This is a genomic window from Acidovorax sp. SUPP2825 (assembly GCF_030158995.1).
In the GTDB taxonomy this organism is placed as follows: domain Bacteria; phylum Pseudomonadota; class Gammaproteobacteria; order Burkholderiales; family Burkholderiaceae_C; genus Paracidovorax.
In genome coordinates this window covers 131,888-144,221 of record NZ_BQXK01000007.1, presented here as the reverse complement: position 1 = coordinate 144,221, position 12,334 = coordinate 131,888, and the positions used below count along the sequence as shown (strand labels likewise).

The following is a 12,334-nucleotide window of genomic DNA, read 5'->3' as shown; positions in this document are numbered from 1 at the left end:
CCGGCTTCTTTCCCTTCCGTCCGCCCCTTCTTTCTGCTTCTCTTCGTCCCTTTTCTCCCGCGCATGAACGCCACCCCTCCTTCCCGCCCCCGCATCGCCGTCGTCGGCAGCCTCAACATGGACCTGGTGCTGCGCGTGCCCCAGGCGCCCGGCGCCGGCGAAACCGTCATGGCGCACTCGCTGAACCACATTCCCGGCGGCAAGGGCGGCAACCAGGCCGTGGCGTGCGCCCGCCTGGGCGCGGACGTGCACCTGTTCGGGCGCGTGGGCGCCGACGGCAACGGCCAGGCGCTGCGGGCAGCGCTCGACGCCGACGGCATCGACCACTCGGGTGTGCAGACCGACGACAGCGCCCCGACCGGTCTGGCCGCCATCGTGGTGGACGACGCGGCGCAAAACCGCATCGTCGTGGCCGCCGGGGCCAACCTGCAGTTCGTGCTGGACCCCGCCACCCTGGCACCCGCGGTGCAGGGAGCAGCCTGCCTGGTCGCCCAGTTCGAAGTGCCGCTGCCCCAGGTGCTGGCCGCGGCCGCCCAGGCGCACGCCGCCAGTTGCCGCGTGGTGCTGAACCCCTCGCCCATGCAGCCCCTGCCCGATGCGCTGTGGCCGCTGGTGGACACGCTGGTCGTGAACGAGGTCGAGGCCGCCGCCCTGGTGGGTGGTGCCGTCCAGACCCCGGACGAGGCGGCGCACGCCGCCCGGCGGCTGCGCGCGCGCGGCCCGGCGCGCGTCGTGGTCACGCTCGGCGCCGCCGGCGCCGTGGCGGCCGATGCCTATGGCTGCCGCCACCACCCCGGCATGGCCGTGCAGGCCGTGGACACCACCGCCGCCGGAGACACCTTCCTGGGGGCGCTCGCCGTCGCGCTCGGACGGGGCGAGGCGCTCGACCCCGCCGTGCAGGGCGGCATCCGTGCCGCGGCGCTGTGCGTGACCCGGCCCGGCGCCCAGCCCTCCATCCCCACGCGCGACGCCGTCGCCGCCAGCCCCCGCCCACCCGACTGGAGATTGCTATGAAACGCCGCGCTTTGCTGCACGCCGAACTCTCGCATGCCATCGCCTGCATGGGCCACGGCGACATGCTGGTCATCGGGGACGCCGGCCTGCCCATTCCCCCCGGGCCGCGCCGCATCGACCTGGCCGTCATGGCCGGCATACCCGCCGTGGACGAGGTGCTGTGCGCCGTCCTCTCCGAACTACAGGTGGAACGCGCCATCGTCGCTACCGAAGCCGTCGAACGCGCCGAAGGCCAGTTGCCGGACTGGTGCCTGCTGCCCGTGGCGCCCGAGACCGTGCCGCACGAGGAATTCAAACGGCTGTGCCAGCAGGCGCGGGTGATGGTGCGCACCGGCGAATGCACGCCCTATGCGAATGTCATACTCATCGCCGGCGTGACGTTCTAGACGGCCCGGGGCGGCGCGCCATGAAAGCCACCGCCATGCCCCCCCTTTCGACGCCCTCCGGCCCCGCGCCCCTGCCCCCCGGCATGACCGTGCTGGAGCGCGGCTGGCTGTCGGCCAACAACATCGTGTTCATCGGCGCCGGGCACACGGCGGTGGTGGACACCGGCTACTGCACCCATGCCGCGCAGACCGTCGCGCTGCTGCAGGGTGCACTGCAGGGCCGCGCGCTGGACCGCGTGCTCAACACCCACCTGCACAGCGACCACTGCGGCGGCAACGCCGCGCTGCAGGCGGCCTGGCCCGCCCTCGGCACCTTCATCCCCCCGGGCCAGGCGGCCCATGTGCGCCAGTGGGACGCCAACGCCCTGAGCTACACGCCCACGGGGCAGGACTGTCCGCCGTTTCGCATGGACGGCGTGCTGCAGCCGGGCACTGAAGTGATGCTCGGCGACCGGGCCTGGCAGGTGCATGCGGCCCCCGGGCACGACCCGCATTCGATCGTGCTGTTCGAGCCGGTCGACGCCGTGCTGATCTCAGCCGACGCGCTGTGGGAGAACGGCTTCGGCGTGGTCTTTCCCGAGCTGGAGGGCGACAGCGCCTTCGCCGACGTGGCGGCCACGTTCGACCTGATCGAGTCGCTGGCGCCGCGCACCCTCGTTCCCGGGCACGGCCGCGTCTTCACCGGCCTCGCCCCGGCGCTGGACACCGCCCGCCGGCGGCTGGACGGCTTCGTGCAGGCGCCCGAAAAGCACGCGCGCTACGCCGCCAAGGTGCTCGTCAAATACAAACTGCTGGAGTGGCAGCAGGCCGAGGCGCAGCGGCTCTGGGCCTGGGCCGCCGCGACGCCCTACTTCGCGCTGCTGCACGCGCGCTACTTCGCCGACCAGCCGCTGCAGGCCTGGCTGGAGGGCACGGTGCAGGACCTCGTGCGCTCGGGTGCCGCCGCCCTCCAGGGCACGCAGATCCACAACCGGTAGGGCAGAAGGCGCGGCCCCGGCCTTGCTGGCTCGGCACGCCTGTGCCGGGGCCGCTTTTACCTCCCACCTCTCGCCCGGCGCACCTCCCGTGCGGAATTTGTGGCGGAAATCTTACAAATTGTCAGATTCCACGCCGTGCCTCTGTCAGACAACACCTTAACGAGAGTGATTCGTATCAATAATCGCGGCTGTTTTTGGTTCTGACAACAAAATGAAACACTCCAACCCCGTCAAGAAACCCCGCAGCCTCCGCCTGGCCGAGGGCGTTGCCGCCAGCCTCTCCACCGCCGTGCTGCTACCCTGGGCCGCCATGGCCCAGACCGCACCGCCGCAGGACGCCACCGTCCTGCCGACCGTGACGGTGCAGGACCAGGCCATCGATCCCAACCCCAACGCCGAAGTGGGCGCGCCCTACAAGGCCAAGACCTCGGCCGACGTGCGCCACACGCGGCCCCTGGCGGAAACGCCCCAGACCATCTCGGTGGTGACCAAGGCCGCGATCGACGACTCCGGCTTCACCGACCTCAAGCAGATCCTCGCGGCCCAGCCCGGCATCACCCTGGGCACGGGCGAGAACGGCAACGCCTTCGGCGACCGCTACATCATCCGCGGCCAGGAAGCCCGCAGCGACGTGTTCGTGGACGGCCTGCGCGACCCCGGCATGACGACCCGCGAGAGCTTCGCCATCGAGCAGCTCGAAATCACCAAGGGCCCGAACTCGACCTTTGCCGGCCGCGGCTCGGCCGGTGGCGCGATCAACGCCATCACCAAGCAGGCCACGCTGGACTACGACTTCTCGCGCGTCTCCGTGGGCGCGGGCAGCGACGGCTACCGCCGCGCCACGCTGGATGCCAACAAGGGCTTCTCGGACCAGTTCGCGCTGCGCGCCAACGCGCTCTACAGCACCGAAGGCGTGCCGGACCGCGACCCGTCCAAGCGCCGCCGCGAGGGCCTGGCGCTGTCGGGCCTGTGGGAAGCCAATGCCAACCTGTCGGTCACGCTGGACTACTACGGCCTGCGCGCCAGGGACAAGTACCCCGACCTGGGCAGCTACCTGCTCGGCACGGTGCCCAACCGCGTGCCCGCCACCGGTGTGCCCGTGTACGCGCAGAACCAGGACTTCCTGAACTCCGACGTGGACGCCCTGACGGCACGCGTCAAGTGGCGCATCGCGCCCGACAAGACCCTCACCAGCCTGACGCGCTACGGCACGTCCGACAACGGCTACGTGGTCACCGGCGCCTCGGGCGGCACGCGCTACAGCAACGGCACGCCGTTCACCAGCGCCTCGCTGAGCACGCACAATGGCTGGCAGGAAGTGAAGTACTTCGCCCACCAGACCAACCTGCGCTGGGACACCGAGATCGCCGGCAAGAAGAACGAACTCATCTTCGGCCTCGAATACACGGACCACCAGGTGACGCGCGGCAACTACGCCGTCACCAACACCGGCGCATTCAATTGCCGCACGCAGGCGGGCACCGGCGCCAACACGGCCTATTGCCTATCGGGCCCCACGGGCGCCGTCACGCCGGGCCTGAACTCCATCATGGGCCGGCAGATCGCCCAGACACCCTGGGCCAACGACTGGCAGGTCAAGAGCTTCGCGCTCAGCGCCATGGACACGGTGGACCTGACCGACAAGTGGACGGTGTTCGGCGGCGTGCGTGCCGACTACACCGACTTCAGCCTCGTCACGCGCAACGCCACCACGGCCGCGCAGACGGGCAACTACACCTATACCGATACCCTGCTCAACGGCCACCTGGGCGTGTCGTACAAGATCAACCCCATGGGCATCGTGTACGCCAGCTACGGCTCGGCCCAGGACATCAACGGCGGCGAATCCGACACCGGCACCAGCAGCGGCTACGGCGGCCTGGTGGTCTATAACGGCAGCGCTGCCGGTGCCAAGCCCGAGACCTCGCGCAATCTGGAAATCGGCACCAAGTGGAACCTGCTGGACAACAAGCTGCTGTTCACGGCCGCGGCGTTCCAGACCACCAAGTCCGACGTGATGGAGGGCGCCAACTACGACTCGCTGGGCACCTTCAACACCGGCAAGAACCGCGTGCGCGGCGTCGAATTCGGCCTGGTGGGCAACGTGACCTCCCAGTTCACGGTGCAGGCCGGCGTGGCGTTCATGAAGTCCAAGGTGCTCAAGTCGGCCACGGCGGCCAACGTGGGCCTGCCGCTGTCGAACTTCGCCGACCGCTCGTTCTCGGTGCAGGGCAAGTACCAGCTGACGCCCGCGCTGTCCGTGGGCGCCACGGCACGGCACGAAAGCGACCGCTGCGGCGGCCAGCCCGACACCGGCGCGAGCTACACCAACGGCACCTGCGCGCAGCCCGTGCCCTCGTTCACCGTGTACGACCTGTTCGCTTCGTACCGCCTGAACAAGCACGCCGACATCCGCATCAACGTGCTCAACGCCGGCGACAAGGACTACTACACGGCGGTGTACCGCTCGGGTTCGTTCCTGTACAAGGGCGACGGGCGGGCGGTGCGCGTCACGCTCGACTACGAGTTCTGATCGGCGCGCTGGCAACGGCGCCCCGGGTCTGATCCAATGCCGGGCTCTGCCCGGCATTGCCGCTTTCAACGATGACTCCAGCCCTTCCCTCCACCGCACCTTCCCCGCCGCCGGACCGCATTCCACCCGGCGTGCACGGCGCGCTCGACTACGCACTGCTCGCACCGAAGCACATGGATGCCGCGCACCATGCCTACGTGGCGGGCGGCAGCGGCCTGGGCACGTCGGCACAGGCCAACCGGCGCGCCTTCGACGGCTGGGCCGTGCTGCCCCGGCTGCTGCGCGACGTGCGCCACGGCCATGTGCGGGCGGTGGTGGGCGGCGAGGCCTGGGAGCACCCGCTGGCCCTGGCGCCGGTGGCATTCCAGGCCCTGGCGCACCCGCACGGCGAGATCGCCACCGCGCGCGCGGCCGAGGCCACCGGCACCTGCCTGGTCGCCAGCACCCTGTCGTCCCGCACGCTCGAATCGATCGCGCAGGCCAGCGGCCCGGCGCGCTGGTTCCAGCTGTACTTCCAGCCGCGGCGGGAGGACACGCTGCAATTGGTTCGCCGCGTCGAGGCGGCCGGCTACCGCGCGATCGTCGTCACGCTGGACGCGGCCCTGCAGACCGCCGGCCGCCAAGCACTGGCGGCCGGCTTTCGCATGCCGCCGACCTGCGTCGCCGAGAACCTGCGCGACCAGCCCCCGATGGAGCCGCCCGCCCCGCAGCCGGGCCAGGGCCGGGTCTTCCATGCCATGCACTTCGCGCCCACCTGGGCCGACCTGGATTGGCTGATGGCGCAGACGCACCTGCCCGTCTGGGTCAAGGGCGTGCTGCACCCCGACGACGCCACCGCCTTGCAGGCCCGGGGCGTGGCGGGCATCGTCGTCTCCAACCACGGCGGGCGCGGGCTGGACGGCGCCCCCGCCAGCCTGCAGATGCTGCCCGCCGTGCGGGCGGCGGTGGGCCCCGGCTGGCCCGTGCTGTTCGATGGCGGCATCCGGAGCGGCACCGACGTGTTCAAGGCGCTGGCGCTCGGCGCCGATGCCGTGCTGATCGGCCGGCTGCAGGTCTATGCGCTGGCCGTGGCCGGCGCGCTGGGCGTGGCCCACCTGCTGCGCCTGCTGGTCGAAGAACTGCAGGCCTGCATGGCGCTGGCCGGCTGCGCCACGCTGGCCGACATCGGCCCGGGCGCGCTCGTGGCCCAGCCGCCGGCCTTTCCCTCCCTGTCCGAAGAAACGCCATGCTGATCACCCTCGAACACGTTCTGGACCCGGACGAAGTCCGTCACTTCCGCCAGCGCCTGGATGGCGCCGACTGGCGCAGCGGCAGCGCCACCGCGGGCACGCTGGCGCGGTCGGTCAAGCGCAACGAACAGCTCGACGACGCCAGCGAGGTGGCGGTGGAACTGGGCCAGCACCTGCTGCGGGTGCTGGGCCGCCACCCGACCTTCATCGCGGCCGCCCTGCCGCGCAGGATCCACCCGCCGAAGTTCAACCGCTACGCCGACGGCGGCACCTATGGCGCGCACGTGGACAGCGCCGTCATGCAGTGGCCCGGCACGCAGCAGTCGATGCGCACCGACGTGTCGGCCACGCTGTTCCTCGCCGACCCGCACGAATACGACGGCGGGGAGCTGGAGATCGAAGGCCCGTTCGGCGTGCAGAGCGTCAAGCTCGAAGCCGGCGACCTGGTGCTCTACCCTTCCAGCAGCCTGCACCGCGTGACGCCGGTCACGCGCGGCGCGCGCATCGCCTCGTTCTTCTGGATCGAAAGCCTGGTGCAGGACGAGGGCGACCGCACGCTGCTCTTCGACCTGGACCAGACCATCCAGCGCCTGACCCCCTCGCTGGACGCCGCCGACCCGCGGCTGCTGCAGCTCACGGGCGTGTACCACAATCTCCTGCGCCGCTGGGCGCAGACCTGACACGCTGCGCCGGCCGAAACCGTTCTGTCCTCCCATTCCTTTTCTTTGCAGGAGCTTCCCCATGAATTCCACCCCCTTTCGACGTGCCGCCATCGCACTGGCCCTGACCGTGGCCGCCGGCGGCGCCTGGGCGCACGGCGACGTGCAATGCCCCGCCCATCCCGCTTCGGAATGGCGCCCCCACACCGAGCTGCAGGAAAAGCTGGTCAAGGAAGGCTGGACCGTGCGCCGCATGGAAAAGACCCCCACCTGCTACGAGGTGTACGGCAAGGACCCGCAGGGCAAGCGCGTGGAAGCGTTCTTCGACCCCAAGACGCTGGAACGCGTTGAAGAAAAGTAATCCGCCCCACCCGCCCGTCCCCGTGTGGGACGCGGCGGTGCGGCTCCTGCACTGGTCGCTGGTGGCCTCGGTCGCCGCGGCCTGGATCACCCGCCACCGGCTGGGGCCCCTGCACGAAAACCTGGGCTACGCTGCCCTGGCCATCGCCTGCGCACGCGTGGCCTGGGGCTTCGCGGGCCGGCACCACGCGCGCTTCGCGCAGTTCGTGCGCGGGCCGGCCGCCACCTGGGCCTACGCGCGGGCCGTGGGTGCGGGGCGCGCGCCGCGCCACCTGGGCCACAACCCGCTGGGCGGCTGGATGGTGGTGGCGCTGCTGGGCTGCATCGGTCTGCTGGGGTTCACCGGCTGGCTCTACACCACCGACTTGTTCTGGGGCTACGGCTGGCTCGCCAACCTGCACGAGGGCCTGGGCTGGACCCTGCTGGGCCTGGTCGCCCTGCACGTGGGTGGCGTGCTGTTCACCGGGTACCAGCACCGTGAGAACCTCGTGCGGGCCATGGTCACCGGGCGCAAGACCCCGCCCACGGGCGACGACGTGCCCTGAGCGCCGGCAGGCCGGTGGACCGGCCGGCGGGACTTCAGAAGCGGTGCTGCTGCGCGCAACCCATCACGTGGTTGCGGTCGTTGGAAATGCACTGGTAGAAGTCGCGCTTGACGCCGGTGGCCGCCTCGCAGTCGCCGACCGTGATGTGGCTGCGCGTGGCGCGGATCTTGCCCGCGGTGGCTTCGTATTGCTCGCGCGACAGGTAGCCGTCGCGCGCGTTCTTGTCGCCGGTCTCCAGCATGGTGTCCAGGCCCGAGGTCGCGTTGCTCACCGCCCTGCCGCAGGACAGCGGCACCTTGCCCGGCTGCGTCTTGGTCAAGCCCTGCGCCAGGCCGTTCACCTGGTCCTGCACGTCCCGGGGCAGCTTGCGCGGCGCGGTGCCGGAACCGGTCCCGCCGCTGCTGCCGAACGGCACCGTGTTGTGCAACTGCGGCTGCTCGGCCGTGGACCGGTCCGGCGGCTGCTGGCCATACTGCGTGCGGCCCTGCGCATCCACCCACTTGTAGACCGGCTGCGCCGAAACGGCCGCGCACAGCAATCCGGCTGCCACGGCGATGGCCGCAGCGACCCCGACTCTCTTGTTCTTGGACATGGTTTTTTTGTGTATGAAACGGCCGCCCTCCGCGGCCGGGTGAAACCGCGGTGCCGGGCGCCCTCACACCCGGCACCGCGCAGGAATCAGGGCAGGTCCTTGTTCGGCTCCGGCACCGCGGCATCGCGCGGCCCCACGCTGCCCAGCCGCCCCTTGAGCGACTGCGGCTGGCCGCTCAGGATCGCCGCGTACAGCGTCGTGTTGGCCAGCACCTTCTTCACGTAGTCGCGCGTTTCGCTGAAAGGCACGTTCTCCGCCCAGATGGCCGCCTCCAGCAGCGGGCCGTTGCGCCAGTTGCGCGGGCGGCCCGGGCCGGCGTTGTAGGCCGCCGCGGCCAGGGGCATGGAGCCGTCGAAATCGTCCAGCGCCAGCTTGAGGTAGGCGGTGCCGATGGTGATGTTGGTCTCGCGGTCGTTGATCTGGTCGGGCGTGAAATTCGCCATGCCGATCTTGCGGGCCGTCCAGCGGGCCGTGGCCGGCATCACCTGCATGAGGCCGGAAGCCCCCACCCCCGAGCGCGCGTCCATGACGAAGCGGCTTTCCTGGCGGATGAGCCCATACACGTAGGCCGGGTCGAGCCCGATGGCCTGCGACCGCGCCACCACCGTGCTGCGAAACGGCATGGGAAAGCGCTGCGACGCGTCGAACGCCGCCTTGGTGCGCTCGCTGGTGTTGATGCAGCGGTCCCACACCTCACGCTGGCAGGCGAATTCGGCGGCGGCCAGCAGCTCGCGGTCGGCCATGCCGCCCGGGCTGTGCAGGTTGGTGGCGTAGTTCCATTCGCGCACGCCTTCGCCGCGAAGCCCCAGCAAGATGGCGTACAGCCCGCGGTTGAGCGACGGGTTGGCGCGCACGGCGGCCTTTTCCTCGGGCGTCGGCGGCAGGGGCGCGGCCGGCAGCACCACGCGCTGTCCCAGCTCTTCCAGGGCCAGCATTTCATAGAAGCCGTTGGTGCCCGCGATGCGTTCGAGCAGCTCGCGGGCGCGGGCCTTGTCTTCGTCGCCCGGGCGGTTGGACAGCCAGGCGCGGGCACGCCAGTAGGTCCAGGTGCTGTCCTGGCGGGCGGTGGGCGACATGGCGTCGATGGCGCGCGCCACCTGCTTCCACTGGCCGGCCCGCAGGGCGGCGCGCACCTTCCAGCCCAGGGTGTCGTCGGAGAGGTCGGCGTCCTTGGACACGTTGCCGAAGTAGCCCATGGCGTCCGGCGACAGCGCGATCGCCGTCTGCTTGCCGATCACGCCCCAGACCCAGTTGCGCTCCTCGGACGACAGCTGCACGCCCCACTTGGCATCCAGCAGCCGCGCCGCGGCGCCGGGATCGGCCATGGCCATCTTGATGAGCCCGAGCACGACCAGTTCCTGGCGCACGCGCCCGGCGGCCGTGGCGCGGCCGGCCAGGAACTTCACGGGCGAATCGAACACCTCGCGCAACTGCGGCAGCGCCTCGGGCGCCACGATCTCGACCGCGTTGCGCGTGGCGCGGGCGCGGTTGGCCTCGGCCGACAGGCGCGCCTTGCGCCAGATGTCCATGGCCGTGACCTTCTTGTCGGCATAGAACTCGGCCACCGCGTGCGTGCAGCCATCGTCGGCCTCGCGCTGGCCGTACCAGTTGCGCAGCACTTCGTCGATGGCGCCGGCCGGCGCCGTGCCCTTGATCTGCTCGATCAGCAGCGCGTAGCAGCGCACCTCGCGGTCGTCGCCCATGCGGAACTGCGGGTGCAACTCGGAAAACTGCACCCAGTCGCGGCGCTGGCCCACCAGCAGCAGCCAGTCGTTGCGCAGGCGGTCTTCCTGGTAGGTGCCGGCGTAGCGCTGCAGGAAGGCGCCCACCTCCTGCGGCAGGGCCTCGCCGAGGCGGGCCCGCAACTCCCAATAGGCGGCCCAGGGCTCGAGCACGTGGCCACGGGCACTCGGCAGCAACTGGGTGAGCCGTTGCCGGTCGCCCTTGCGGAAGGCCTGCTGCATCTCCAGCAGGGTATCGTCACCCCGGTTTTGCGCGACCGCAAGGGTCGCGCCACCGGCGAGCAAGGCGCCCGCGACGAGCGGTGTCAGAATCTTGAGCAATTGCATTGGGGGAATTATGTGATGGACAAAGCAGCCCTGCGCCGCGCACTGGTAGAAGAACGCCTGAACCTCTCCGACCGCCTACAGCGGGCGGACCTGCTTCAGCGCGTCATGCGAATCTGGCTGGTGGACCGGCCCGACACCGTCATCGGGGCCTACTGGCCCATCAAGGGCGAGTTCGACCCGCTCCCGGCGCTGCACCGCTGGAAGGAAGACGGCGAACTGCTCGACGAGCCCCAGCGGCGCCGCATCGGCCTGCCGGTGGTGGACAAGGTGCACAAGACCCTCACCTTCCATGCCTGGTACCCCGGCTGCCCGATGGAGGAGGACGCCTACGGCATTCCCAAGCCCAAGGACACCGAGGTGATCGTGCCTTCCCTGCTGTTCGTGCCCTGCGTGGGCTACGGCCCCGGCGGCTACCGGCTGGGCTACGGCGGCGGGTTCTACGACCGCACGCTGGCCACGCTGCAGCCGGTGCCCACCACCGTGGGCCTGGGCTTCACGCACGGCTACATCGACGACTTCGAGCCCGAGGCCCACGATCTGCCGCTGAATGCCATCCTGAACGACAACGGCGTGGTCTGGCCGATCTGACCGGCCAGGGTCGCCAGGCACCGCTGATGCGCGGCGCGCATCAGTCGCCGGGCGAAAAGGCATCGAAGGGCCGTGCGGCGGCGTCGTAGGATGCACCTCCCGTTTTCCGAGGTGAATCCCATGTTCCAGCTCTACATCGGCAACAAGAACTACTCCTCCTGGTCCATGCGCCCCTGGGTGCTGCTGCGCCAGGCCGGCATCGCGTTCGAGGAAGTGCCGCTGCGTTTCGACAGCTTCGACGAGGGCTCGCAGTTCAAGCAGAAGATCCAGGCGGTCACGCCCACCGGCAAGGTGCCCGTGCTGGTCGACGGCGACCTGGCCGTGTGGGACACCCTGGCCATCGCCGAATACGTGGCGGAAAAGCACCCGGACAAGGCGCTGTGGCCTGCCGACGCGGCCGCCCGCGCACGGGCCCGCAGCGTCTGCGCCGAGATGCACAGCGGCTTCTCCGCGCTGCGCGGCGCCTGCCCCATGAACATCGAGGCCCGCCTGCCCGACACCGGCGCCCTGCTGTGGCGTGACCGCCCCGCCGTGCGCGCCGACGTGGCGCGGCTGATCGAGATGTGGACGGCGCTGCTGCAGGCGCACGGCGGCCCTCTGCTGTTCGGCGGATTCACCATCGCCGATGCCTTCTTCGCCCCCGTGTGTTCGCGCCTGACCACCTACGCCCTGCCGCTGCCGGCGCACATCGCGGGCTATGTGGAGCGCGTGCTGGCGCTGCCCGGCGTGCAGGACTGGGTGCGCGGGGCCGAGGCCGAAGCGGACTTTCTCGACTTCGAAGAGCCCTACCGGCTCGGCCGCACGGCGCGCTGATCGGCGAAGCGCCCGCGAGGGGGCGCTTCGCAAAATGGAACATCGCTTCCGGCCTGCGGCAGGGGCGTGGCGGGAGCGGCGGCACGCTGTGAACGCAGCCACTCCAGGACCAGAGTTCCATGCGTTCCACCTACTTCAGCACCCCGCCCGATCCGTCCCTGATGGGCGTGGACCGCCCCGGCCGCCCGCCCACGCGGTTCGCCATTCCGCCCCCGCCGTTCACGCCGGGCCACGGCACTCTGCCGGACAGCGATTTCGGTCCGAGGGCAGACGGCAGCCTCTCGTTCGACAGGGCCGTGGCCGCGCGCCACCACCCCGAACTGCTGGCCTGCCTCGACCGGCTGCAGGGCGATTTCGAGGCGCGCGCCATCTCGGGACCGCACGGCATCAAGACCCTGCGCTACAGCCATTCCTACGAGGCCCAGCGCATCGAGGTGATCCGCGGCGCGCTCGCGCGGCTGACGGCCGACAAGCGCTGAGCGGCGCGAGGGCGGCGACGCCCCGCAGCCCCCGTGCGCCAGCCAGTGCCAACTGTCGTTTGCTATATTTTCAATAGCGACACAGGCATG

The 12,334-nt window shown here is 70.6% G+C and carries 13 protein-coding genes; 11 read left to right on the top strand and 2 right to left on the bottom strand.

The genetic code is table 11. The features are described 5' to 3' along the window. The first annotated feature begins 63 nt into the window (after nt 1-63). The 8 genes from rbsK (at nt 64) to AVAK2825_RS11080 (ending at nt 7,703) form a co-directional block, all read left to right on the top strand. The gene (gene rbsK, locus AVAK2825_RS11115) at nt 64-1,014 is read left to right on the top strand and encodes a ribokinase (RefSeq protein ID WP_284397993.1); all 951 of its coding nucleotides are present in this window, start codon (nt 64-66) and stop codon (nt 1,012-1,014) included. After that, entirely contained in the window at nt 1,011-1,400 is a 390-nt protein-coding gene (gene rbsD / locus AVAK2825_RS11110) for a D-ribose pyranase (RefSeq protein ID WP_284397989.1), read from the top strand. Before rbsK ends, rbsD begins: the two co-directional genes overlap by 4 nt. 35 nt (nt 1,401-1,435) lie before the next feature. After that, entirely contained in the window at nt 1,436-2,377 is a 942-nt protein-coding gene (locus tag AVAK2825_RS11105; RefSeq protein WP_284397983.1) for an MBL fold metallo-hydrolase, read from the top strand. Nucleotides 2,378-2,588: 211 nt separating this feature from the next. After that, nucleotides 2,589-4,910 (top strand): TonB-dependent receptor, encoded by a 2,322-nt coding sequence (locus AVAK2825_RS11100; RefSeq protein WP_284397981.1) that lies wholly within the window; start codon nt 2,589-2,591, stop codon nt 4,908-4,910. A 71-nt stretch (nt 4,911-4,981) separates the two neighbouring features. Next, the gene (locus AVAK2825_RS11095) at nt 4,982-6,142 is read left to right on the top strand and encodes an alpha-hydroxy acid oxidase (protein WP_284397978.1); all 1,161 of its coding nucleotides are present in this window, start codon (nt 4,982-4,984) and stop codon (nt 6,140-6,142) included. Then, nucleotides 6,136-6,819 (top strand): Fe2+-dependent dioxygenase, encoded by a 684-nt coding sequence (locus AVAK2825_RS11090; RefSeq protein WP_284397973.1) that lies wholly within the window; start codon nt 6,136-6,138, stop codon nt 6,817-6,819. The genes AVAK2825_RS11095 and AVAK2825_RS11090 overlap by 7 nt, the downstream gene beginning before the upstream one ends. A 61-nt stretch (nt 6,820-6,880) precedes the next feature. Beyond that, the gene (locus AVAK2825_RS11085; protein ID WP_272565219.1) at nt 6,881-7,159 is read left to right on the top strand and encodes a PepSY domain-containing protein; all 279 of its coding nucleotides are present in this window, start codon (nt 6,881-6,883) and stop codon (nt 7,157-7,159) included. Beyond that, the gene (locus AVAK2825_RS11080; RefSeq protein WP_284397971.1) at nt 7,146-7,703 is read left to right on the top strand and encodes a cytochrome b/b6 domain-containing protein; all 558 of its coding nucleotides are present in this window, start codon (nt 7,146-7,148) and stop codon (nt 7,701-7,703) included. Before AVAK2825_RS11085 ends, AVAK2825_RS11080 begins: the two co-directional genes overlap by 14 nt. Nucleotides 7,704-7,737: 34 nt before the next feature. Here the strand turns inward: AVAK2825_RS11080 and AVAK2825_RS11075 are convergent, their stop codons facing one another. Together AVAK2825_RS11075 and AVAK2825_RS11070 are read right to left on the bottom strand one after the other, a co-directional pair. Continuing rightward, nucleotides 7,738-8,295 carry a DUF4124 domain-containing protein gene (locus tag AVAK2825_RS11075; protein ID WP_284397969.1) on the bottom strand — a complete coding sequence of 186 codons (558 nt, stop codon included), beginning with the start codon at nt 8,293-8,295 and terminating at the stop codon, nt 7,738-7,740. Nucleotides 8,296-8,381: 86 nt separating this feature from the next. Continuing rightward, complete coding sequence (locus tag AVAK2825_RS11070; RefSeq protein WP_272565222.1) at nt 8,382-10,364, bottom strand: lytic transglycosylase domain-containing protein; 1,983 nt, start codon at nt 10,362-10,364, stop codon at nt 8,382-8,384. A gap of 15 nt (nt 10,365-10,379) precedes the next feature. On the opposite strand from AVAK2825_RS11070, the gene AVAK2825_RS11065 reads away from it, so the two are divergent. The 3 genes from AVAK2825_RS11065 (at nt 10,380) to AVAK2825_RS11055 (ending at nt 12,244) form a co-directional block, all read left to right on the top strand. Beyond that, complete coding sequence (locus AVAK2825_RS11065) at nt 10,380-10,952, top strand: 5-formyltetrahydrofolate cyclo-ligase (protein WP_284397966.1); 573 nt, start codon at nt 10,380-10,382, stop codon at nt 10,950-10,952. Between the two features lie 120 nt (nt 10,953-11,072). Continuing rightward, nucleotides 11,073-11,765 (top strand): glutathione S-transferase family protein, encoded by a 693-nt coding sequence (locus tag AVAK2825_RS11060; RefSeq protein ID WP_284397963.1) that lies wholly within the window; start codon nt 11,073-11,075, stop codon nt 11,763-11,765. A 119-nt stretch (nt 11,766-11,884) separates the two neighbouring features. Further along, nucleotides 11,885-12,244 (top strand): hypothetical protein, encoded by a 360-nt coding sequence (locus AVAK2825_RS11055; RefSeq protein WP_284397961.1) that lies wholly within the window; start codon nt 11,885-11,887, stop codon nt 12,242-12,244. The last annotated feature ends 90 nt before the right edge of the window (nt 12,245-12,334 follow it).

Bases quoted from the DNA above. Each gene is read 5' to 3' on its own strand.
- AVAK2825_RS11100 (WP_284397981.1), top strand. From the start codon at position 2,589: ATGAAACACTCCAACCCCGTCAAGAAACCCCGCAGCCTCCGCCTGGCC.
- AVAK2825_RS11105 (WP_284397983.1), top strand. From the start codon at position 1,436: ATGCCCCCCCTTTCGACGCCCTCCGGCCCCGCGCCCCTGCCCCCCGGC.
- rbsK (WP_284397993.1), top strand. From the start codon at position 64: ATGAACGCCACCCCTCCTTCCCGCCCCCGCATCGCCGTCGTCGGCAGC.
- AVAK2825_RS11055 (WP_284397961.1), top strand. From the start codon at position 11,885: ATGCGTTCCACCTACTTCAGCACCCCGCCCGATCCGTCCCTGATGGGC.
- AVAK2825_RS11090 (WP_284397973.1), top strand. From the start codon at position 6,136: ATGCTGATCACCCTCGAACACGTTCTGGACCCGGACGAAGTCCGTCAC.
- AVAK2825_RS11095 (WP_284397978.1), top strand. From the start codon at position 4,982: ATGACTCCAGCCCTTCCCTCCACCGCACCTTCCCCGCCGCCGGACCGC.
- rbsD (WP_284397989.1), top strand. From the start codon at position 1,011: ATGAAACGCCGCGCTTTGCTGCACGCCGAACTCTCGCATGCCATCGCC.
- AVAK2825_RS11070 (WP_272565222.1), bottom strand. From the start codon at position 10,364: ATGCAATTGCTCAAGATTCTGACACCGCTCGTCGCGGGCGCCTTGCTC.
- AVAK2825_RS11085 (WP_272565219.1), top strand. From the start codon at position 6,881: ATGAATTCCACCCCCTTTCGACGTGCCGCCATCGCACTGGCCCTGACC.
- AVAK2825_RS11075 (WP_284397969.1), bottom strand. From the start codon at position 8,295: ATGTCCAAGAACAAGAGAGTCGGGGTCGCTGCGGCCATCGCCGTGGCA.
- AVAK2825_RS11060 (WP_284397963.1), top strand. From the start codon at position 11,073: ATGTTCCAGCTCTACATCGGCAACAAGAACTACTCCTCCTGGTCCATG.
- AVAK2825_RS11065 (WP_284397966.1), top strand. From the start codon at position 10,380: ATGGACAAAGCAGCCCTGCGCCGCGCACTGGTAGAAGAACGCCTGAAC.